The sequence below is a fragment of the Streptomyces solicavernae genome, from assembly GCF_029968095.1.
Taxonomy (GTDB): Bacteria; Actinomycetota; Actinomycetes; order Streptomycetales; family Streptomycetaceae; genus Streptomyces; species Streptomyces solicavernae.
In genome coordinates, this window is record NZ_JASCIR010000026.1 from 54,855 (window position 1) to 77,087 (window position 22,233).

The window sequence follows — 22,233 nt, forward strand, 5'->3', positions numbered from 1 at the left end:
GAGCCGAACGGGCGTCAAGACCTGAGGGGCTTGCGCCGGAGCGCCAGCGTCGTGGCCGTCACGATCAGGGCGAGGACCCAGAGCGCGGCGAGCGACCAGGGCATGCCGTTGGCCCCCCAAAGGTCCATCGCCGCACCGGTGTAAGGCGGGCCGACCACTCCGCCGATCCCCCAGACGACGGCGAATGCCGTGTTGCCAAGCAGCAGGCTCTCGCCCTCCAGACCTGCGCCGAGAATGTTCAGGACGAGCGGGTAACCGGCGAAGGCCACACCGCCCCACACCGCGATCAGGGGCCACAGCCACCCGCCGAGGCCGGTGCCCACGGGCAGGAGAAGGGCACCTGCGGTGCCCACGACCAGTGACAGAAGCAGTGCCGAGCGGCCGCCGATGCGGTCGGCGAGCCAGCCCAGGGGGAACTGGAGGGTCATCTGGCCGATGAGCAAGGTGGTCAGGGCCAGTTCTCCCTGCCCTTCGGCCAGCCCGGCCTGGTCCCAGTAGAGGGGCAGGAACTGCAACGTCACCGCGTCGAAGACCGACACCGCGAGCACCGCCACCATCAGGACGGACAGCTGCCGGGCCAGCGCGCCGACCGGCACCCGGCCGGAGGCCCACATCGCGGGGATCTGCGACCGTTCGGTGCACAGCGGGATGACAGCGACCAAGGGACATGCCACGGCGATGGCGAGGGTGAGCGCCTCGGAGCCCGAGACGCTCAGTACCAACGGCCCGACGCAGAAGCCCAGGGCGAGGACGGAGGTGTACGCGGTGAGGAGCCGTCCGCGGTGTTCCCCGTCGGCGTTCTCGCTGATCCAGGTCTCGCTCAGGATGAACATGGCCACCGCGAAGCTGCCGAGGACGAAGCGGAACAGGAACCACAGCGCGACAACGTCGGTCATGGCGAACAGGGCCAGGACGCCCGCCGATCCGACGGTGGCCCCGAGCATCACGAGCCAGGCGCCGAAGCGGCGCACCAGAGCCGGGATGAGCGCGGCAGTCAGGATCATGCCCAGCGGGGTCATGGCTCCGTTGAACCCGATCAAGGTCCCGGAGTGTCCAGCCTGCTCGAGCATGCGGGACAGCAACGGATAGGTGATGCCCATGGTTACGCCGAACACACCGATGACCGCGACGGGACCCACCGCTGTCCGTACGGGGCCGGGACGCCGCCGGCGGGTAGTAACCGGGAGGGATTCCAATTGGTTCGGCACCCGTCGTCAGCCGTTCACCGTGTTCCAGACCCGGCTGGGCAGTCCGAAGATGTCGATGAACCCCTCCGCGCTGGACTGGTCGAATGTGCAGTCGTTCCCGTAGGTGACGAGTTCGTGCCGGTACAGCGACCGCTCGGCGCTGCGTGCCACGACGCTGACGCCGCCCTTGTAGAGCTTGAGGGTGATCTCCCCGGTCACGTACCGCTGTGTCTCGTGCACGAATGCCTCGAGCGCCTTGCGCAGCAGGCCGTGCCACAGGCCGTCGTAGACCGCTTTGCCGTAGACCGCTTCCAGCGGCCGCTTCTGGTTGAGGACGTCGGCGGGAAGGGTGAGGTTCTCCAGCTCCTGGTGGGCCCGGATCAGCAGCGTCATGGCGGGAGCCTCGTACAGTTCCCGTGATTTGACGCCGACCACGCGGTTCTCCAGCATGTCGATCCGTCCGACCCCGTGCTGCCCGCCGCGTGCGTTGAGTTGGCGCAGCAGGTCGAGGGGGGCCAGCGGCTTTCCGTCCAGGGTGGCGGGAAGCCCGCGCTCGAAGCCGATGGTCACGTAGGCGGGCGACTCCGGGGCGTCCTGTGGCGCCGTGGTGAGGTCCCAGACCTCCTCGGTCGGCTCCCAGCCCAGGTCCTCGATCAGTCCCGCCTCAACGTTGCGCCCCAGGACGTTGAGGTCGATCGCCCAGGGCTTCTCCTTGGAGACATGGGGGACGATGCCGTACTTCTCCGAGTACGCGATGGTCTCGGCGCGGCTGAAATCCCAGATCCGGGCCGGGGCGACGATCTCCAGGGAGGAGTCGAGCAGGCCCACGGTCAGATCGAGGCGGACCTGGTCGTTGCCCTTGCCGGTGCAGCCGTGGGCCACCGCGTCACAGTCGTACGCGTGGGCGGTCTCGACCAGGAGCTCGCCGATGAGGGGGCGGCCGAGTGCGGACGTGAGCGGATAGTGGCCGTCGTACAGGGCGTTCGCCTGGACGGCCGGGAGGCCGAACTCCCGGACGAACCGCTCCTTCGCATCCACGACCAGGGAGACATCGGCGCCGGCCTGCAGCGCCTTTTCCCGTATGGGTTCCAGTTCGTCGCCCTGACCCAGGTCGGCGGCCATGGCGACGATGAACTCGACCCCCAGCTCGTGACGCAGGTAGGGAATGCAGGCGGTGGTGTCCACACCACCCGAATAAGCCAGCACGGCGCGCTTGGCCACGGTCAACTCCTCATCTGGAAGGCGGTGTTGCGGCGCAGCAGTTCCGCGGCTGCTTCGCGCACGAGGGACGGAGCGGTGCCACCGGGCGATCTGCGGCGCACCACCGCGTTCTCGACGGTGAGCACCCTGGGGGGCAGGTCGGCGAGCTGCTGGTCGAACTCCGCCAGCTCGGCGGGGCTGGAGTCCTTCAGCTCCTTGCCCAGGGCCGCCAGCCACTTCACGAGACCGCCGACTACGCTGTGGGCCTCTCGGAACGGCAGCCCTCGCTCGGTCACCAGCCAGTCCGCCACGTCGGTGGCGACGGTGTTGCCGAGCGCCGCGTCGCTCCTGGTCTTCTGCGGGTGGAAGGTGATCCCGCGCAGCATGGCGGTTGTGGCCCGGACGCTCACATCAAGCGTGTCGGCCGCATCGAAGAGGGCTTCCTTGTCCTCCTGCATGTCGCGGCTGTACGCGAGGGGAAGCCCCTTCATGACCGTGAGCAGGGACATCAGGGAGCCGAAGACCCGACCGGACTTCGCCCGCATGAGCTCGGGAATGTCTGGGTTCCGCTTCTGCGGCATGATGGACGACCCGGCGCAGAGGTCCTCCGGCAGGCTGATGAAGGCGAACTGCGCGGTGCTCCACAGGACCAACTCCTCGCCGAGGCGCGAGATGTGCACGGCGAGCGTGGCGCCCGCACTCAGGTAGTCGAGGATGAAGTCGCGGTCCGACACGGCGTCCAGCGAATTGCGCATCACCCCGCCGAATGCGAGCCGCCGGGCGGTGTCGTGCGGGTCGATCGGATAGCCCGTCCCCGCCAACGCGGCAGCGCCGAGCGGCGATTCGTCCAGTCGCCGCCGGGCTGCATGGAGCCGATCCCGGTCGCGCATGAACATCTCGCCGTAGGCAAGGAGGTGGTGACCGATGGTCACCGGCTGCGCGCACTGGAGGTGGGTGAATCCCGGCATGACGTCCGCGTGGTGGGCCTGCGCCCGCTCGGCCAGGACGGCGACGGTTTCCGCGAGCAGAGCGTCCAGCCGGTCGATCGCCGAACGCACCCACATCCGGGCGTCGACCGCGACCTGGTCATTGCGGGAGCGGCCAGTGTGCAACCTGCCCGCCAGCGGGCCGCAGAGCTCCCGCAGCCTGGCCTCGATGTTCATGTGCACGTCTTCGAGGCCCGGATCGAACGAGAACTGGCCGGAGTTGACCTCCTCCCGGATACGCAGCAGACCGTCGGCGAGCTGCTCCGCTTCGGCAGGTGTGATCACTCCGTTCTCCCCGAGCATCCGGGCGTGCGCGAGCGATCCTTCGATGTCCTGCAGTGCCAGTCGGTAGTCGAAACCGACCGACGAGTTGATCTCCGCCAAGAAGGCGTCGCCTCCTGTGAGCCAGCCTTCCCAGACCTCTGAGTCCGGTGCCGTCCCGGCTCCGCTCATTTCGCACCCCCCGTCGTCAGCACGCCGACCTTGAAGTCGAACGCACTGGAGAACTCAGCCCGTTTTCTGCGGATCTCGCGCAACCGGTACACGCTCGCGAGCCACTGGGCCTTATAGATGACCTTCAGGAAGAGCTTGCGCCGCGCGGACCCCGCGACGAACGCGGCCTCGTCCGCATAGATCCGGAAGCCGGAGGCGGACGCGATGCGTTCCATGTGCGGAGAGGAGAAGAAGAGCAGGTAACGGCGCCCCGTCGCGGTCAGGGTGCGCAGCGCCCCCTGCAGCAGTTCGCGACCGAGCCCGCGCCCGCGGTACTCCTCGAACAGGAAGACAACGGCGATCTCACTCCAGGTCCCGGCGAGATGGTGCGTCAACAGCGCACCCGCAATCCGTCTGCGGGACCGGTCCACCAGGACGAAGGTGTCCCTGCGGCCGCACCACTCCCGCGGGCTGTAACCCGTGATGTTCGGCGAGTCCCTGATACTGCGCGTGATCTGGTCCGCTTCCTCAGCGGTCAGCGGTCGCCGCTGTAACTCGAAGTGGTTCGGCGGCGACTCCGGCGCTGCCGGGGGCCCCTGAGGAGCGGAGGCCGCCGATGAGTTCCTTGGCAGCGACGACCCGTACTGAACTGGCACGGACATACCACCGTTCCTTTATGCATAGTTAAAGACGAGCAACACGAATGCGAAGCCGACGACACGGGCAGAGGCAGACCCGCTCGCACCCTCCGTACGGGGTGCCGGTCGGTCAGGAAGACGTGAATGTTGATGACGTAGAAGAACTGGAAGGGGTTTGGCGAACCGCACAGCACGTGCGTCCCCAGGCCTTGTCACGCAAGCTAAATCTCACAAAATGAGACGCGGTGCCTTCCGTTTCGGATCCTGTCATACACCCCCGACCTCGTGAACCCTGTGTGGTACTGATCACAAAGCAGAGCTTCCACTCGGCGTTCTCGCGCGGATGGCGACTGCCCGCCCGTACCCCTATCCCTGCTTCTGTGCGGCCAACCACCGGAGCTACGGGCCCAGTTACCACTCTTAGCGCCTTCTTCGCGCCTCCAGTGGACGTCGGTCGCGCGGCGGGCTTATGCGGAACGCCTGTCGCGCCCGGCGACAGACGGCGACCCCCTCGCGTTGCGCGCCATCTCAAATTCTGAGATGTGATGTATGTAACAGGGAGCCTCTCTCGGTGCTACGGCGAGCACCTCGGCCGGACGGCTGCCGCCGCCTGGTTGAGCGGCACGGGCATGCCCGCGGTGCGGCGGCTGCGGGCGGAGATTGGACTCATCGAGGGCCTGAAACGCCCCGGCTGCCGAGCCGTCCTTCCGTAAACCACTGGCATGAAGTTGTCGCTGGTAGCACATTTATACAGAGCAGCTCGCTCGTGTCAGTGCGGCGGGCTGTGCCGCTCTGCGCGGGGGCAGGCCGGGACCGAGGAAGTGGATGGAGAACGTGACTGTGCCTCTACTCAGCGACAACCCATCGCCGTTGATGACTTCCACAGGACCGGGTGGTTTCGGACCAGGCGGTTTCGTGAACGACCCCGGTCTGGCCGCACTCTCGGAGACACTGTTCGCCTCGTTCTCCCGACGGGATCAGCGGCTGCGCGGCCGGCAGTACCTTGCCGGACTTCTCATGGCGGAGGGGCGCAAGACGGTCCGCAACATCGCCGCGAGCTTAGGAGACCCGGCGCTCGAGCAACGGCTGCACCATTTCATCAGCAGCTCCACCTGGGACTGGAGGCCGGTCCGCCGCACGCTCGCCACCCTGCTGAGTCAGGCGGGTCCGGCCCGCGCATGGGTGGTGCGGCCGATGCCCATCCCCAAGACGGGCGAGCACTCGGTGGGGGTCGCGGAGGCGTACGACCCGCATCTCGCCCGCGTCTTCCGCGGCCAGCAGGCGTTCGGTGTGTGGCATGCGTCGCAGGACTGGAGCGCACCGGTGGGCTGGCGGCTGTTCCTGCCGACGCCCTGGGCGCACGACCACGTCAAACTGCGCCGGGCACGGGTCCCCGAAGGCGTGAGAGCCGAGACGGTCGACGGGTGTGCGGTCAGCGCCGCGACCCACTCGGCCCTCGGCTGGATGTCGACCCGGAGCCCAGTGGTCGTGGACTACTGCTTGTCCGAAGTAGCGGCCACAGTACGAGCCTTCGGCGCGGTGGGCGCTCCCGTCGTCGCACGAGTGGGGCCCACGACGCGATTCCTGGTCGGGGACCCGAGCCTGCCCGGCTTCGGGGCCGGCGCCCTGGATGCCGGGCGGATTCTGGAGTCTGTCACCGGGCTGCGCCGGCCCCTTGAGTGGAGTCCTCCGCAGGCCGGTGCGCTGCCCAGGAGTTCCCTGGTCGCAGCGGTGCGGGTGGCGTTTCCTGGCGCCCGGGACGACCCCGGTGCGCTGCTGTTCGGAGAATGGAACGACCCGCACAGGCCGCCCAGGAACCTGTGGGTCGTCGACACGCCCACGACCCCTGCCAGAACCCTGCTGCATCTCACCAAGCTGCCGGACCAGGTGGCCACGGACCTGTCCGAAGTAGGCGCGGGCGTCGGACTCAAGGACTACGAAGGCAGGTCCTTCCAGGGGTGGCACCGGCACATCACCCTCGCCTCGGCTGCGCATGCCTTCACGGTGCTGCGGCGCGCGCATCAGCCCGTATCGCCGGAGTGACGACTCACCTCGGCCTCTTTTCGCTTTATTTTCCTGCCATTTACTGCTCCTGCACTGTCCCTGCATGCCGCATAAACCCCCTGCACACGGCGCGACTTGACAAAGTTTCAACATCTGACGGAGTCATGCTCGGGATATTGCCTGCTCCCGGGGTGGCGGGAGAGTGTTTCGGTGATGACCGGAGATGGCTTTCCGCTCCATCAGATCGGGAGTAACAACTGTTAACCAGTAGCGCTCTTGCGGGAGCACCTCGGGCGGAACCCATCGGACCGACGGGCAGGAACCTGAAGTGGATGACATACCGCACCCGGTGCGCATATCAGAACAGCTCGAAGAATGGGTGTCAGGGGACACCTTCTCCTGTCTCGCGGCCAAGGCGGCCTTACGCAGAAAGACGCTGCGTAGCGTCGAACTCGCCCGCCTGGCCAGCGAGGAAGCAACCCTGGAACTGCACGGAGAGCTCACGGAGTTCGCTGACAAGTACCTGGGTCCCGAAGAGGATTTCGCCACGCTCATCGCGGTCTTCGATGGTCCCGACGGGCTGAGCGAGCAGGAATTCAACACGCTTCTGTGGCGTCAACTGACCGCACTCCACGAGCTGGACATGGCCCGGGGACACCGTTGGGCCGCTGACGTTTCCGCCGACCCCCTGTCCACAGAGTTCGCGTTCAGTGTGGCCGGGCATCCGTTCTTCCTCGTCGGGATGCACAGCAACGCCTCCCGGGTTTCTCGGAGATTTTCCAAGCCGGCCATCGCCTTCAATTCGCACCATCAGTTCCGAAGACTGAAGACGAGCGGAGTCTACGGCGGGCTGCAGAAGCGCATCCGCAAGCGCGAAATACGGCTGCAGCAGTCAATCAACCCCAACCTCGCAGAGTTCGGCGAGGACTCCGAGGCGCGGCAGTACGCAGGTCACGCCACCGCCCCCGAATGGAACTGCCCTTTCCGGCCGAGCCCCGAAGCGAAGCGGCACGCAAATGCGGAGTGACAACATGGACGCACACAGGACCGGCCCGTCCGCCGCCGCGGCGCCCGCGGCCACATCGGTCATCGTCACAGGTGCTTCCTCCGGCTTCGGCGCAGCCATCGTCCGCAGGATGGCCGCGGCGGGCCGCCCCGTGGTGGCCGTGGCCCGGCGCAAGGACCGCCTCGACAGCTTGGTCGAGGAACTCGGTACGGACAAGGTGCACTCGCTGCCCCTCGACATCCGGGACAGCGATGCGGTGACCGACGCCTTCAGCGCGCTCCCGGCAGACTTCGCCGACGTCGGCGCACTGATCAACAACGCCGGCCTTTCCAAGGGGTTCGGCCCCGTGCAGGACGCCGAGCTGGATCACTGGCGCGAGATGGTCGACACCAACGTCATGGGCCTCTTGCACTGCGTCCGCGCGGTGCTGCCCTCGTTCCTGGCCGCCAAGCGCGGCGACATCGTCAACATCGGTTCCATCGCCGCGGTCTATCCGTACATGGGGGGCAATGTCTACGGCGGAACCAAGGCGTTCGCGCACCAGTTGAGCCTCAACCTCCGCACGGACCTGGAGGCCAGCGGCATCCGGGTCAGCTGCATCGCCCCGGGGATGGCACGTACCGAATTCGCTCTGGTCCGGTTCGACGGTGACCAGGAGCGGGCCGACGCCCTGTACGCCGACAACGACCCGCTGACCCCGGAGGACATCGCCGAGACCGTCGACTGGTGCTTGTCCCGGCCCCGCAGGGTGAACATCAACCTCCTCGAAGTCATGCCCACCTCCCAGCCGTTCGGCCTGGGATTCCGGTCCCCCACCCCCACCGCGAACAAGGAGTAACCCGGCCATGTCAAGCGTCTGGAGCGCCAATGACTTCGACCCGCTCGAGGAGATCGTCCTCGGCACCGCACAGGGACTCACCCCGCCTCCGGCGGACGTCTCCCTGCAGCACTTCTTCGAACCGCCGGCCGACGCCGACCAGGAGCAGATCGCCCCGGCCGTGCTCCAGCAGGTCGTCGAGGAGACGGAGGAGGACTTCGCGGACCTGACGAAGGTGCTCGAGTCGGCCGGGGTGACCGTCCGTCGACCGCAGCCCCCGCAGGCGTCGCGCACGTACGCGAGCCCCGACTGGGAGTCGGTGGCCATGCACGCGCTGATGCCGCGGGACTGCCTGCTCGTCGTCGGAGACAAGGTCATCGAGGCCCCGATGGCGATGCGGGCGCGGTACTTCGAGACGCTGCCCTTCCGCCCGCTGCTGAGCGAGTACTTCGACAGTGGTGCCGTCTGGCTCTCCGCTCCCAAACCGCAACTCCCGGACGAGACCTACGTATACGAGCCCGGGGCATCGGTGGTGGCCGACTTCGAGCCGCTGTTCGACGCAGCCAACCTGCTCCGCCTGGGCCGCGACCTCTTCTTCAACGTCAGCAACACCGGCAACCGCCGGGCAGCCGAGTGGCTGCGGCGCACCCTCGGGCCGGAGTTCACGGTGCACGAGATGTCGATCTGCACCGACCACGTGGGCACCACCCTGCACGTCCTGCGGCCCGGTCTGCTGCTTGCCAATTCGGAGCGGCTGACGCCTGACCTCATCCCCGAGCCGCTGCGCAGCTGGCAGACCATCTGGGTCGGTCAGCCCGAGGACGACGGCTACGCCTTCGACTGGCCGCGCGCCTCGACCTGGGTGGGCATGAACATCCTCGCGCTGGGGCCGGACCGGGTCCTCGTACCGGACAACCAGACCGCCCTGATGCGGCAGTTGGAGCAGGCGGGCATCGAGCCGATTCCCGCCCGCTTCCGCCACGGCCGCACCTTCGGCGGCGGCCTGCACTGCTGCTCGCTCGACGTCCGCCGCACCGGCGAACTCATCAGCTATCTCTAGGAGTCCAGCTCATGAGTGCCGTGTCACCGCCGTTGCAGGTGCGCCCCGCCGGGCCCGAGGACGGCTTCAAACTCTTCTCCCTCTCACAGGAGTTCGTCGCGAACGGTCTGCTGCGGCACCGTCCGCTCGCTGACTTCGAGGAACAGCTGGGGGACTTCCTGACGGTGTCGGACGGCGACCGGCTCATCGGATGCCTCGCCGTGCGCAGGCTCGCGGGCGCTCCCGGAGCAGCGGTGCTGTACAACTTCTGCGTCCTGCCGGAGTACCACGGCCGCGGCACCGGGAGCGCGCTGCTCGCCGAGGCGACCGCACGCTGGGCCGAGCGCGGCGTGCGGTCGCTCTACACGGCCACGGTCCGCCGCGACAACTGGTTCTGGCAACGCCGCTTCAGGCGCGTCACGGCCTCCGAAGCCCCGGCCGCCTGGCTGGAGCAACTGGACCCGGCCAGGAACTCCCTGCTGTTCGTACGCGAACTGCGAGCGGGCGTCACGGCCTCGCCACAAGCGGACGGGTGGGCGACGGAAACGAAGGAGTGGGCACTGTGAGCCTGTCGCTGCTCGCCTCCTTCACGCTGTCGGCGTTCCTGCTCAACCTGAGCCCGGGGCCGTCCATCCTCTACGTCATGTCCCGCAGCGTCTCCGGCGGCCGGGTCGCCGGCATCAGTGCCGCCTTCGGCCTGGCGAGCGGCAGCGCGATGTGGGCGGTGCTGACGGCGATCGGGGTCTCGGAAATCATCGCCTCGTCGGAGACCGCTTTCGACCTCATGCGCTACGCGGGCGCCGCCTACCTGCTCTACCTGGGCATTTCCGGACTTCGCGGCGGCACTTTCACCGTGCCCGAAGGGGAGCGGCCGCCGCCGGTGTCACGGTGGAAGAGCTTCGCGCAGGGCTTCGTCGTCGAGGGCACCAACCCCAAGACGGTCACCTTCTTCCTGGCCCTCGTCCCCCAGCTGATGGCGACCCTCGACTCACCCACGATGGCCGGGCTCGTCGCCTTCTGCCTGATCGTTCCGCTGACGGCGCTCCCGATCGACGTCACGGTGGGGGTCACCGGCGGGGCGCTCGTCTCCCGCCTGGCCCGGCGGCCGAAGGTCGGGCAGGTGCTCAACTGGCTGTCCTGTGCCGTGCTCATCGGACTCGCTCTCCTCGTCCTCTTCCGCTGACGGCACACCTCGTCACTCCGCAAGGAAACTCATGCACTTGAACGTATCGACCGATGTGCTTGCCCTGGGCCTGCGGCACGTCCGGGTGTGGCAACTGTCCTCGGACCTGCCACTGCTCTCCGGGACGGGACCGACGGTCGAGGAGCTGGCCGGACCGAGGGAAGCGTACGCCCCCGTGCCGCCCGGCTACGCCGACTTGTTCGCGGTGCTCGGCTACCCCGACACCGTCCCTGCTGGCGCCCGGCTGCGGGAGCTCGCCGCCACTCGGGAACTGCGCTCGCACGGCCTCGTCGTCGACGTGGTCAGCGCTGCCACGCTGTTCCACGGCGGCGGCATCGGCCTGCACCAACTGCCCGACGAGGACGCCGAGGCCGACTTCCTCGTCACCCGGGCCAAGGGCTCCGAGCGCATGGTCCCGGCCTTCTCCAAGAAGTCCCGGCCCGTGCCCGAGGGCGATCTGCTCTACGGAGCCGCACACCCGGACGGACGGTTCCATCCGTACGCCTGGCTGGGCCGCCGGGACTGCGACGCGGCCGACCGCCAGCTGACGGAAGACAGCCGCCGCGCGCTCCTGGTCGCCCTTGGCTGCCCCGGCGAAGGCCCGGAGCACACCGAGGCCATCGGCAGCGCGGTGGCAAGGCTGCTCGCCGAGCACGGCAGCGGCATCCGGATCTCCGAGGTGCCCCTGCAGCCGCAGCCCGCCGCAGCGGCAGCAGGCTGAGAGGCGGTGGTTAACATGGTTCAGGCGCAGGTCACCGGGCTGTTTCGCTACCCCGTCAAGTCGATGCGCGGCGAGTCCGTGCCCGAGGCGCAGGTCGACCAGCGCGGGATCGATGGCGACCGCCAATGGGGAGTGGCGTTCGACGACGGCCGGGTAGCCAGCGGAAAGACCTGGAAGAACTACCGCCGCTTCACCGGTCTGCTCGACTGGACCGCGCAGACCAGCGCGGGGCATGTCGAGGTACGCACCCCTGAAGGAGAGCGGTTCACGGCAGGCAGCACGCAGCTGGACCGGCTCCTCACCGAAAGCGGCGGAGCCCCGGTCCGTATGGCGCGCGAAGCCCCCACCGGCGTCGCGCATCACGACGTGGCGGCCTTGCACCTGCTGAGCGAGTCCACTCTGCAGGCACTCGCGGCGCTGCTGCCCACGCCGCAGGACGCGGTAACGGAGCGGTTCCGGCCGAACCTCCTGCTCGGCGGTGAGCTCACCCAGCGCCCGGAGACGCAGTGGGTGGGCCACCGGGTCCAGATCGGGGAACAGGTGATCCTCGAGGTGACCGAGCCCACCGAACGCTGCGTCATGACCACGCTCGCGCAGCACGGCATACCGGCCTCCAAGGCCGTTCTCAAGACGCTGGCGCGGGAGTTCGACAGCTGTCTCGGTGTGTACGCCCGAGTCGTCAGGACCGGGACGATCCGCACCGGCGACCCGCTCGTCCTGCTGAACGACTGAGTCCAGTCACGCACCGCCGCCACCGGCGGGCACACCGGAAAGGAACGCATGTGACGTCTCAGCGAGCCCTGGTGCTCCCCGGCCTGATGCCGCTCGGCCGAGCGGAGCTGGACGCCGTCCTGGAGATATCGGACAGCCATCTCGAAGCCGCCGCCGAGATCTGCGGCTTCGACCCGGCCCGGACAGCAACGGCGGACGGCAGCCAGGGCCTCGCCCCCGTCGTACACGAAGCGCTCCTCGCCGTGGCGGTGTTCCGACGCATGGAACGGGAGGGCGAGCGCTGGGCTGCGTACGGCGGACTCAGCGCGGGCTGTCTGCCGGCTCTGTCCGCCGCCGGCGTGGTGTCGGAAGAGGAGTGCTTCCGGCTCATCCGAGAGATCAACTCCCGCCAAGCCGCGGCCCACCGGTCCGCTCGCAGCGGATCCACCCTCTCCGTGCTCGCCAACTCGGCCGACGAGGCACACCACTTGGTCGGCGTGGTACGCGTCAGAGAGCGCTCTGCCTGGCTCGCGGTGGACCTCGGCGGAGGGCTGGTCTCGATCAGCGTGCAGAGTCCCGACCCCGGCCCGGTCACCGAACTGCTCGCCCGGCTCGGGCTCGACGTGGTGGATATCGCCGAGCGTGCCGAGCACTGTCCTTACGCGGTTCCCGGCCAGGAGGAGTTCGCCGAGTTCCTGGACGGCATCACGTTCCGGGAGGCCGATGTGCCGGTCATCTCCCCGCTCGACGGAAAACCGGTGGACAACTCCCCGTGGGCGTACCGGGACATGATCACTCGGCAGTGGCTGGACACCGCGAGCATGCCCCGCCTGGTCCAGGGCCTGTGCGAGACATCCGGAGTCCAAGCCGTCGACCTGATCGGGCCGGCCGTGTCGGTGTACCGGAACCGGGTGCGGAGCCTGGTCACGGACGGATTCCCGTTCCGGATGCTCGCCTTCTCGGACTGAACGCGTGCGGGCCTCAGCCAACCCTGTGAAATGCGAGGGCGTAATGTCGGACAACGGACTTCCCGTAGTCAATTCATGGAACGAATGGGACCCCCTTCAGGAAATCGTTGTCGGTTCGGCCGACGGCGCAGCTTTCGAGCCGACCGAGCCCGGTAACCGGCCGCAAGTGCGCGACGGGAGCGCCGCCTCCTTCCCCACTGGCCCGAAATCGGCCGAGGTCAAGGCCCTGGCCAACGAGGAACTCGACGGTCTCGCCGTGCTGTTGACTGCTCAGGGCGTGACGGTACGGCGCCCGGACACCTATGACTTCAGCCTCCCGGTGCGTACCCCGCATTTCGAGGTGGAGAGCCAGTACTGCGCGGTGTGCCCGCGGGACGTCATGATCACGCTGGGGAACGAGATCGTCGAAGCGACGATGTCACGCCGTGGCCGGTACTTCGAGAACGAGCCGTACCGACGGCTGGTCTACGAATACTGGGAGTCCGACCCCAGAGTGTCCTGGACCGTCGCACCCAAGCCGACCATGTCCGACGCCATGTATCGGGCGGACTTCTGGGACTGGGCGATCGAGGAGCGGCACCAGCGGATGCACGCCTCGGAGTTCTGTGTCACCCAGGCCGAAGTCGTCTTTGATGCCGCCGACATGATCCGGTTCGGACGCGACATCGTGGTGCAGGAGTCGATGACGACTAACCGGGCGGGCATCCGGTGGCTCAAGCGGACCCTGGAGCCGAAGGGCTTCCGGGTACACCCGGTCCACTTCCCGCTGGACTTCTTTCCTTCGCACATCGACTGCACTTTCATTCCGCTCCGCCCCGGGCTCATCCTGACCAATCCGGACCGCCCCATCCACAGTGACGAACGCCCGCTGTTCACCGAGAACGGCTGGCAGCTGGTCGACGCCCCGGAGCCGATGCTGAGCAATACGGACATGCCGAAGCACTGCCAGTCCTCGAAGTGGCTCTCCATGAACGTGCTCAGCATTTCCCCTACCAAGATCATCTGCGAGGCCCAGGAGAAGCCGCTCCAGGACCTGCTCCACGACCTCGGTTTCGAGGTGTTCCCCGTGCCCTTCCGCAACGTATTCGAGTACGGCGGATCGCTGCACTGCGCCACCTGGGACATCCGCAGGGACGGCGGCCCCGAGGACTACTTCCCCTCCCTCACGCGCGAGCGCATCCGCTGACACCTCATCACCCGGACGCCCCCGAACACGCCCAGACAAGAAGAGGAAGCATGCCCGACGAACGTCCCGGAGCTGTTCCGGAAACCGTCCATGCCCTGGTCGAGCGGCACAGCCGTGGTGAGCACGCCGAGCACATCGCCGTGGAACACCGCGGCCGGCAGGTGACCTACCAACACCTCGCCACCATGGCGGCGCGGGTGTCCATGGAACTGGCCCGGTCCGGCATCGGCGAGGGGGACTTCGTCGGCGTGCGGATGGTGCGGTCGCCTCAGGCACTGGCGGCGATGCTGGGTGTGATGAAGTGCGGGGCCGCCTACGTGCCGCTCGACCCGGAGGACCCGGCCGAGCGGACGGCGCACGTGATCACCGCGGCCGGTATCACGACGGTCCTTCAGGACGGGCCCAGCGATCCGGCTCATCCGGCTCCACACAGTCCGGCACAGCGCGGGGCCTTCGGCGACCGCACAGCTCGGGTCCTCGCGCTCGACGAGGACTGCCGAACCCTCGCCGGTTCCTCGGCCGAAGGCGTCGAGACCACCTCCGAGGACCCCGGCGCGTCGACCGGGACGCAGCACCCCGGGCCCGACTCCCCGGCGTATGCGATCTTCACATCCGGTTCCACCGGGCGGCCCAAGGGCGTGCCGATGACCCACGCTGCCCTGCTGAACCTGCTGCGCTGGCACGATCGGACCCGGCCGGGAAGCTGCCGGCTGCTCACCGCGCAGGTCTGCGCGGTGAGCTTCGACTTCTCCTTCCACGAGATCTTCTCGACCCTCGGCTTCGGCGGCACTCTGGTCATCGCCGACGACGACCTGCGCCGCAACCCCTACGCACTGGCCGGCTTTCTCCAAGAGGCCCGGATCGAGCGCCTGTTCCTGCCGGTGACCCTCCTGGAGCACGTGGCCGACGCGAGCGTGGAATCGGGCGGCGAGCTGAGTCTGCACGACGTGGTCACCACGGGCGAGGCGCTGCGGATCACCCCGGGGATCCGAACCCTGTTCCGGCGCACCGGTGCACGGCTGCACAACCACTACGGCGCGACGGAGTTCCAGGACGCCACCACGCACACACTGGACGGCGATCCGGACGACTGGCCCGCCGTCTGCCCCATCGGCCGCCCCATCGACGGGGTCGGCGTCCACCTCGTCGACCAGGACCTGCAGGAGGTCCCCGACGGAGCCGAGGGGGAGCTCTGCATCACCGGCGCCGGAGTGGCGATCGGCTACCTCGGCCAACCCGCCCTGACCGCGGAGAAGTTCCTGCCCAACCGCTTCGGCCAGGGGCGTCTCTACCGCACCGGTGACCTGGGGCGCCGCCGCCCGGACGGCACCATCGAGCTCCTCGGCCGGATCGACTCCCAGGTCAAGGTGCACGGCGTCCGCGTCGAGACCGCCGAGGTCGAGGCAGTCCTCCTGGAGCAGCCCGGAGTCCGGGACGCTGCGGTGACGGCATGGGACTACGACGGCGTCCAGCGCCTTGTCGCCCACGTCGTGCCCGGACCCCCACTGGAGCGGGAGGACGCGGAGCTGCGCCTGCACGAGGCGCTCGCCAACCGGCTGCCTCGCCCGATGCTCCCGGAGGCGTACGTCCTGTGCGCCGAAATGCCGCTCACGGCCAGCGGAAAGACCGACCGGCTGAAGCTGCCCCCGCCGGCCGCCTTCAGCCGACTCAGTGCCGAGGCGGTGGTCCCGCCGGGCAGCACGACCGAAGAACTGCTCGTCCGGGTATGGCGGCAGGTGCTGCGCATCGAGGACATCTCGGTCGACGACTCCTTCTTCGCGCTCGGCGGCACATCGCTGCTGCTGACCCGGGTACGGCAGGTCCTGCGCAGCACGCTCGGCCGGGAGGTCGACCTCGTGCACCTCGTGCAGTACCCGACGGTCCGTACGTTCGCCGCCTACCTGGACCGGGAGTCCGGCACCGAACAGACCACACCGGCCGCGGGGACAGCTGCCGCTCGCACCCGCGCCCCCCGCCGCGCCCGTGCCGACGACTCCCAGGACATCGCCATCATCGGCATGTCCTGCCGGTTCCCCGGCGCGCCCGACATCGAGACCTTCTGGCGGAACCTGCACCAGGGAACGGAGTCGGTGCTGTCCGCGGACGGGGGCGCGGTCGGCCAGCGGGACCGGGACCTCGCGAACCAGCCCGGCTACGTCAGCGCCGGAGGGGTGCTCCCGGGGATCGACTGCTTCGACGCCCGTGCCTTCGGCTTCAGCGCGCGGGAGGCGGAACTACTCGACCCTCAGCACCGGCTGTTCCTCGAGTGCGCCTGGGAGGCGCTGGAAGACGCGGGGCACGGCCCCGGCTCACCCGGAGCCGGAGACACAGGGGTGTTCGCGGGCGGGGGCATGAGCACGTACCTGATCAACAACCTGCTGCCGCACTTCGGCTACGGGACCGCCAAGGGCCTGACCGAATCCGACATGGAGCAGTTCCAGCTCAAGCTGGGCAACGACGGCAACTACCTCGTCACCCGGGCCTCGCACGCGCTCGACCTGACCGGCCCCGGCGTCAACGTGCAGACGGCCTGCTCGACCTCGCTCACGGCGGTCCACCTGGCCTGCCGGAGCCTGCTCACAGGTGACAGCACGATGGCCCTGGCCGGCGGGGTGCACGTCGTGGTGCCGCAGGAAGCCGGGTACCTCCATGAAGAGGGCATGATCCTCTCCGCCGACGGGCACACCCGCACCTTCGACGCGGACGCCAGCGGCACCCTGTTCAGCAACGGCTGCGGTGTCGTCGTACTCAAACGGCTCGCGGACGCGGTCGCGGACCAGGACCGGATCATCGCCGTGATCAAGGGGTCCGCAGTCAACAACGACGGAACCGAGAAGATCAGCTTCACCGCTCCGAGCGTCGCACGGCAGGCGGACGTCGTCCGGGCGGCCCTCGAGAACGCGGGCGTCGACCCATGGGACGTCGGCTACATCGAGGCGCACGGCACCGGTACCGCCCTGGGCGACCCCATCGAAGTGGCGGCTCTCACCCAGGTGTTCGGCGGTTCTCAGGACGCCACGGACGGGCCGAAGGGCGCGGAGCCAAGCCGGGCCCACTGCGCGCTCGGATCGGTGAAGACGAACGTCGGCCACCTCGACGAGGCCGCGGGCATCGCAGGCCTGATCAAGGCCGCGCTCTGCATCGAGCGCGGCACGCTCGTACCGAGCCTGCACTACCGCAAGCCCAACCCCGAGATCGACTTCGAGCAGTCCCCCTTCCGGGTGCAGACCGAAACGGCGCCGTGGGAGACCGGGGGCGCCCCGCGCATCGCGGGCGTCACCTCGCTGGGCGTGGGCGGCACCAACTGCCATGTCGTGCTGGCGCAAGGGCCGCAGCGCCCGGCCCGGGACCTGCCTGGACAGGCGACGGTGCTCACCCTGAGCGCACGTACCGACAAGGCCCTGGACGAACTGACCGAGCGCTACGCCACCCTGCTCAGCAGCGCCACGGACGCCGCCTTCGCCGACATTTGCTTCACGGCCGCGACCGGAAGGGCCGGCCTTTCGTCACGGCGGGCTGTCACCGCCGCGACACCGGCCGAGGCCGTGGCAGCTCTGCGCGAGGCCCCAGCCAGCCGGCCGGGCAGCAGCGGTGCCGGTCGGGCGGCTTTCCTCTTCCCCGGCCAGGGCCCCCAGTTCCCGGGCATGGGCAGGGAACTCTACGACCGGTTCCCGGTATTCCGCGCGGCCATCGACCGCTGCGACGCCTGGCTGCAGCAACAGCACGGAAAGTCGCTGCTGCCCGTCCTCTTCCCCGCCCCGGAAGAGCGGTCACCCATTGGCGAGACCCCCTGGGCTCAGCCGGCTCTGTTCGCCTTCGAGTACGCCCTGGCTGAACTGTGGCAGTCCTGGGGCGTGGTGCCCGCCGCACTGCTCGGGCACAGCCACGGTGAGTACGCCGCGGCCTGCACGGCAGGCGTGTTCTCAGTCGAGGACGCCATGAAACTCGTGCACGCGCGCGGCCGGCTGATGCAGGACTTGTCCGAGGCCGGGCAGATGGTCGCCGTCAGTGCCGGGGAGTCGGACGTGGCCGCCCTCCTGTCCCCCCACTGCTCCGTCGCCGCCGTCAACGGCCCGGACTCCACAGTGATCTCCGGCCGGAGCGACGAGATCGAGCGCACCTGCGCGGAACTCGACGCCCGCGACGTCCGGTACCGGAAACTCGACATCTCGATCGCCTCGCACTCACCGCTGATGCGGCCCGTGGCCGACGCTTTCGCGGAAGTGGCCAGGAAGGTGACGTACTCCCCGCCACGCCTCAACCTGGTGTCGAGCGTGACGGGCCGTGCCATCGGTCAGGAGATCGCGCACTGGAGCTACTGGGTCGACCAGATCCTGCGGCCCGTGCGCTTCCACGAGGCCGTGCGGGAGCTAGCCGGGTCCGCCGTCGACGTGCTGCTCGAGGTCGCCCCGAAGCCCACGCTGCTGCAACTCGTCGAGGAGATGCCCGAGGCTGCCGAGCAGCAGCGGCCGGTGGTGCCGAGCCTGCGTCAGGACCGCCCCTGGGAGCAACTCCTCGATGCAGCCCGCGACTTGTGGCTGGTCGGAGTCCCGGTCGACTGGACAGCGCACTTCGCGGACGCGTACGGGCAGGGCGCCGCCCCGGCCCGGGTCGCCGTGCCGACCTACCCCTGGCAGCGCGAGCGGTACTGGATCGACGCACCTGCTGTGGCAGCACGTCCGGCAAGCGCCGTGCGGTCCGGTCACCCCGCGGCGAGCATGCTCGGAGAGCGGCTCGACCTCACGGACGACGACGGCGTCCGCTTCCACTCCGTGCTGGGCGTGGACGCCGTGCCCTGGCTCAAGGAACACCGGGTGTTCCAGTCCGTGGTGATGCCCGCGGTCGCCTACCAGGCCCTCGCGTTCGCGGCGGCGGCCGAGGTGTCCGGCCCCGGGCCCGTCGAGCTGCGCGACTTCTACATCCACCAGGCCATGGTGTTCCCGGACGACCAGTTCGTCCGGCAGCTCCAGGTCGTCCTCAAGACCAACGAGCAGGGCTCGGTGCCCTTCGAGGTCCACTCCCGGCCCCACGACCCCGACGCGCGCCGGGCGGGCGCCGCCTCCGTCCCCTGGGAGCTGCACGCCAGCGGCCTGCTGACGGCACCTGCTGCCACGGTGGTGCACGAGCCCGCCCTGCTCTCCGCGCTACGAGCCCAGTTCACCGGCAACGCGATGTCCCCCGATGAGATCTACATCCGCGATCACGAACGGCAGATCGATCTGGGTGAGAGCTTCCGGGTCACGACCGGCCTGTGGCGTGACGGGCGACAGGCGCTGTCCCGGATTTCCCTCGGCCGGACACTGCCGCGCAACGAGGACCGCGGCGTGCACCCCGTCCTCCTGGAGGCGTGTTTCCTCGCCCTGACCACGACCTACACCGAGGAGATCGGGCTCAGCACCTACGTACCGCTCGGCGTCGACCTGATCAGACTCGAAAGGGACGCCGGCAGCGAGGCGTGGTGCCACGCACGCCTGCGCCCCTTCGAGGGTGAGCGGCCCGAGGTCCTGCGGGCCGACCTCGACCTGTTCGCGCCCGACGGAACGCGGATCCTGTCCATGACGGGAGTCGTGCTCAAGCGCGCCGACCGCGCGGCCATGCTCGCCGGTGCGCCCCAGGCATGGCACACGTGGCTCTACCGCACCGGCTGGGACCCGGCGAGCCTTCCGGAGCCGACCGCCGCGGCACCGGAGCGGGCCGGGAGGTGGCTGATCCTCGCTGACGAACCCGGGCGAGCCCGCGCCGTGGCGGACTACGCGGCGGACCGGGGGGCCACTTGCGAGATCAGGCCCTACAGCGCCGCGCCGGACGACGGCCAGACCGATCCGTACACCGGATTCGACGTGGTGGTGGTCGACACCGGGGACGACGGCGCAGCCGCACCGGTGGCGAGCCGGGCGGTCGCCGAGGGACAGCGGTTCCTCCAGATGATCCAGTCGCTCGCCGCGATGGAGCCTCCGGTTCCCGCGTTGTGTCTCGTCACCCACGGGGCGCAGCCCGTCGCAAGCCGTCCCGTGCACCACCCGGACCGGGCGGCGCTGTGGGGCCTGGGCCGGGTCGCGGCCACGGAACACCCCGAACTGCGGGTCGTGCAGCTCGACTTCGCCCCCCAGACCGCTGCCGCCGACGTCGCCACCCTGATCCACGGCGAGCTGGTCTCGTTCCTGGCTGCCGGACAGGACGCCGCTCTGCGCCAGGTCGGCTTCGAGGCCGGACTGCGCTACACCGCCGCGCTCGCCCGTACGGCGGTGCCGCAGCCGCCGGACGGCGACCACGCCGTGGCCACCGCTGTCCGCGCGGACGCGACGTACCTGGTCACAGGTGGCCTGGGCGGTATCGGACTGGAGACCGCCGAGCTGCTCAACCGGTGCGGAGCACGGCACATCGTGCTCGCAGGGCGGTCGGAGCCGACCCCCGCGGCCCAGGCCGCCATCGGTGAACTCCGTTCCGCCGGCTGCACGGTCGAGACCGCCGTGGTCGACGTCGCCGACCACCAGGCGCTCTCGGCACTCTTCAAGCGCCTGGGCGAGGACCCGCTCCTGCCGCCCCTGGCCGGGGTTCTGCACCTGGCAGGCACCCTCGACGACGGACCGCTGCTGATGCAGTCGCCTGGCAGGTTCGCTGGCGTGACGGCTCCCAAGGCGTCCGGTGCCTGGAACCTGCACCTGCTGACCCGGGACCTCGAGCTGGACTTCTTCGTGCTGTTCTCCTCGGTCTCGGCTCTCCTTGGCACCCCCGGGCAAGCGAGCTACGCAGCGGCCAATGCCTACCTCGACGGGCTCGCCGCCCACCGGCGCGGCCTCGGCCTGCCCGCCGTCTCCCTGCAGTGGGGCTCCTGGGCGGAGGTGGGCATGAGCGCCCGTGCCGGGGTGAACGCCCGCCTGGAGGCCGAGGGCGAAGGAGTCATACCGAAAGACTGCGGCCTGGACGCGCTGGCCGCGTTCCTGACCGCCTGCCCGACGGAGAGCTCGGTTGCGATCCTCCCCGCCGACTGGAGCCGCTTCACCCAGCGCAACAACCCGGTGCTGCGGAACTTCCTGACCGCCATGCCCGGCGCCCCGGCACCGGAGACCCTGCCGGCCGGGGACTCCTTCCGAGAGGAGTTCGACCGGGCCCCTGCCGAGCGGCGCAAGGAACTCCTCGCCGCCCGAGTCTGGGAGGAGGTCGGGCAGGTCTTGGGTGCCGTCGACGGCCTGACGGACGACGCGAACCTCTTCGAGTGCGGGCTCGACTCCCTCACCTCCATCTCGCTGTCCCGCAAGCTCCAGAAGTCGCTGGGGTGCAAGCTGCACCGGACCGCGGTCTTCGACCACCCCACGGCCGGCTCCCTGACCGAGCACCTGCTGGACGTCCTGACGGCCACGAAGGAGAGCAGCACGCCATGATGCCCTGGTTCCGCCGCTTCGCCCCCGATCCAGACCCCCCCGTCCGACTGCTGTGCTTCCCCCACGCGGGAGGCGCGGCCAGCGCGTACCGCGGACTATCAGCGCTGCGTCCCGGCGGCGCGGAAGTGCTGGCCGTCCAATACCCAGGGCGGCAGGACCGCTTCGCCGAACCCTGTCTCGAGAGCATCGGAGCCCTCGCCGACGCCGTCCACGCCGCGCTCGCGCCGGACCAGACGGCAACACCACTGGCGCTCTTCGGGCACAGCATGGGGGCGCTGGTCGCTTACGAAGTTGCCAGAAGGATCGAGCACGGCGGGGGCACGGTCGAGGTGCTGGCCGTCTCCGGCCGGGTGGGCCCCGGTGTCCGCCCTGAAGCGGGAGCTGACGGTGAGCGGCGGCTCGAAGAAGCCGAACTGATCGAGGAGGTACGGGCGTTGGGCGGAGTGAGCGACGAGCTGCTCGACGACCGCGACCTGCTCCAGCTCGCGCTGCCGGCCCTGCGGGCGGACTTCCACGCGGTCCGCACCTACCGCGGTCCGTCCGGCCCGCTCCTGCGCTGCCCGGTGGTGGCCGTGAAGGGAGCCGAGGACCCACGCGTGACCACCGCGGGGGCCACAGCCTGGCGCTCCAGTACCAGCGGTCCGTTCGCGCTGCGGACGCTTCCCGGCGGGCACTTCTACCGGACCGGACAGCTGGACGAGGTGGGTGGCGTGCTGACCGAGGTGCTCGGCCCACCCACACGGAGGCCACAGCGCATAGGGCAGGTGACGTGA

Annotated in this window: 16 protein-coding genes; 12 read left to right on the forward strand and 4 right to left on the reverse strand. The window is 69.3% G+C overall.

All coding sequences use genetic code 11. The features are described from left to right. Positions 1-14 precede the first annotated feature (14 nt). The 4 genes from QIS99_RS24585 to QIS99_RS24600 are packed head-to-tail and all read right to left on the reverse strand — an operon-like array spanning position 15 to position 4,467. Positions 15-1,208, reverse strand: a complete 1,194-nt coding sequence (locus QIS99_RS24585) for an MFS transporter (RefSeq protein ID WP_349017321.1) — start codon at positions 1,206-1,208, stop codon at positions 15-17. A 6-nt stretch (positions 1,209-1,214) separates the two neighbouring features. Continuing rightward, on the reverse strand, positions 1,215-2,408 hold the full coding sequence (locus QIS99_RS24590; protein ID WP_282515815.1) for an argininosuccinate synthase: 1,194 nt from the start codon (positions 2,406-2,408) through the stop codon (positions 1,215-1,217). 2 nt (positions 2,409-2,410) lie between these two features. Next, positions 2,411-3,826, reverse strand: coding sequence for an argininosuccinate lyase (gene argH / locus QIS99_RS24595; RefSeq protein ID WP_282515816.1), 1,416 nt, complete (start codon positions 3,824-3,826; stop codon positions 2,411-2,413). Next, positions 3,823-4,467 (reverse strand): GNAT family N-acetyltransferase, encoded by a 645-nt coding sequence (locus QIS99_RS24600; protein WP_282515817.1) that lies wholly within the window; start codon positions 4,465-4,467, stop codon positions 3,823-3,825. The genes argH and QIS99_RS24600 overlap by 4 nt, the downstream gene beginning before the upstream one ends. An 891-nt stretch (positions 4,468-5,358) precedes the next feature. Between QIS99_RS24600 and QIS99_RS24605 the strand changes: the two genes are divergently transcribed. The 12 genes from QIS99_RS24605 to QIS99_RS24660 all read left to right on the forward strand — a co-directional run bounded on the left by QIS99_RS24605 (position 5,359) and on the right by QIS99_RS24660 (position 22,233). After that, the gene (locus QIS99_RS24605; protein ID WP_282515818.1) at positions 5,359-6,486 is read left to right on the forward strand and encodes an IS701 family transposase; all 1,128 of its coding nucleotides are present in this window, start codon (positions 5,359-5,361) and stop codon (positions 6,484-6,486) included. Between the two features lie 289 nt (positions 6,487-6,775). Continuing rightward, positions 6,776-7,474: a guanitoxin biosynthesis heme-dependent pre-guanitoxin N-hydroxylase GntA gene (gene gntA / locus QIS99_RS24610; RefSeq protein WP_282515819.1), complete on the forward strand. Its 699-nt coding sequence runs from the start codon at positions 6,776-6,778 to the stop codon at positions 7,472-7,474. 4 nt (positions 7,475-7,478) lie between these two features. Then, entirely contained in the window at positions 7,479-8,291 is an 813-nt protein-coding gene (locus QIS99_RS24615; RefSeq protein WP_282515820.1) for an SDR family NAD(P)-dependent oxidoreductase, read from the forward strand. 7 nt (positions 8,292-8,298) lie between these two features. Then, entirely contained in the window at positions 8,299-9,330 is a 1,032-nt protein-coding gene (locus QIS99_RS24620) for an inosamine-phosphate amidinotransferase 1 (protein ID WP_282515821.1), read from the forward strand. A gap of 11 nt (positions 9,331-9,341) precedes the next feature. Then, a complete protein-coding gene (locus QIS99_RS24625) occupies positions 9,342-9,875 on the forward strand; it encodes a GNAT family N-acetyltransferase (protein ID WP_282515822.1) in 534 nt (177 codons plus the stop codon). Further along, complete coding sequence (locus QIS99_RS24630) at positions 9,872-10,492, forward strand: LysE family translocator (protein WP_282515823.1); 621 nt, start codon at positions 9,872-9,874, stop codon at positions 10,490-10,492. The genes QIS99_RS24625 and QIS99_RS24630 overlap by 4 nt, the downstream gene beginning before the upstream one ends. A gap of 31 nt (positions 10,493-10,523) precedes the next feature. Then, on the forward strand, positions 10,524-11,213 hold the full coding sequence (locus tag QIS99_RS24635; RefSeq protein WP_282515824.1) for a hypothetical protein: 690 nt from the start codon (positions 10,524-10,526) through the stop codon (positions 11,211-11,213). Positions 11,214-11,228: 15 nt separating this feature from the next. Then, positions 11,229-11,945: an MOSC domain-containing protein gene (locus QIS99_RS24640; protein WP_282515825.1), complete on the forward strand. Its 717-nt coding sequence runs from the start codon at positions 11,229-11,231 to the stop codon at positions 11,943-11,945. Positions 11,946-11,995: 50 nt separating this feature from the next. Continuing rightward, a complete protein-coding gene (locus QIS99_RS24645) occupies positions 11,996-12,892 on the forward strand; it encodes a hypothetical protein (RefSeq protein ID WP_282515826.1) in 897 nt (298 codons plus the stop codon). A gap of 166 nt (positions 12,893-13,058) precedes the next feature. Further along, positions 13,059-14,078: a glycine amidinotransferase gene (locus QIS99_RS24650; protein ID WP_349017322.1), complete on the forward strand. Its 1,020-nt coding sequence runs from the start codon at positions 13,059-13,061 to the stop codon at positions 14,076-14,078. Between the two features lie 50 nt (positions 14,079-14,128). Then, entirely contained in the window at positions 14,129-21,460 is a 7,332-nt protein-coding gene (locus QIS99_RS24655) for a polyketide synthase (RefSeq protein WP_282515827.1), read from the forward strand. Continuing rightward, positions 21,457-22,233 carry a thioesterase II family protein gene (locus tag QIS99_RS24660; RefSeq protein WP_282515828.1) on the forward strand — a complete coding sequence of 259 codons (777 nt, stop codon included), beginning with the start codon at positions 21,457-21,459 and terminating at the stop codon, positions 22,231-22,233. The genes QIS99_RS24655 and QIS99_RS24660 overlap by 4 nt, the downstream gene beginning before the upstream one ends.

Bases quoted from the DNA above. Each gene is read 5' to 3' on its own strand.
- QIS99_RS24615 (WP_282515820.1), top strand. From the start codon at position 7,479: ATGGACGCACACAGGACCGGCCCGTCCGCCGCCGCGGCGCCCGCGGCC.
- QIS99_RS24600 (WP_282515817.1), bottom strand. From the start codon at position 4,467: ATGTCCGTGCCAGTTCAGTACGGGTCGTCGCTGCCAAGGAACTCATCG.
- argH (WP_282515816.1), bottom strand. From the start codon at position 3,826: ATGAGCGGAGCCGGGACGGCACCGGACTCAGAGGTCTGGGAAGGCTGG.
- QIS99_RS24655 (WP_282515827.1), top strand. From the start codon at position 14,129: ATGCCCGACGAACGTCCCGGAGCTGTTCCGGAAACCGTCCATGCCCTG.
- QIS99_RS24620 (WP_282515821.1), top strand. From the start codon at position 8,299: ATGTCAAGCGTCTGGAGCGCCAATGACTTCGACCCGCTCGAGGAGATC.
- QIS99_RS24640 (WP_282515825.1), top strand. From the start codon at position 11,229: ATGGTTCAGGCGCAGGTCACCGGGCTGTTTCGCTACCCCGTCAAGTCG.
- QIS99_RS24660 (WP_282515828.1), top strand. From the start codon at position 21,457: ATGATGCCCTGGTTCCGCCGCTTCGCCCCCGATCCAGACCCCCCCGTC.
- QIS99_RS24625 (WP_282515822.1), top strand. From the start codon at position 9,342: ATGAGTGCCGTGTCACCGCCGTTGCAGGTGCGCCCCGCCGGGCCCGAG.
- QIS99_RS24635 (WP_282515824.1), top strand. From the start codon at position 10,524: ATGCACTTGAACGTATCGACCGATGTGCTTGCCCTGGGCCTGCGGCAC.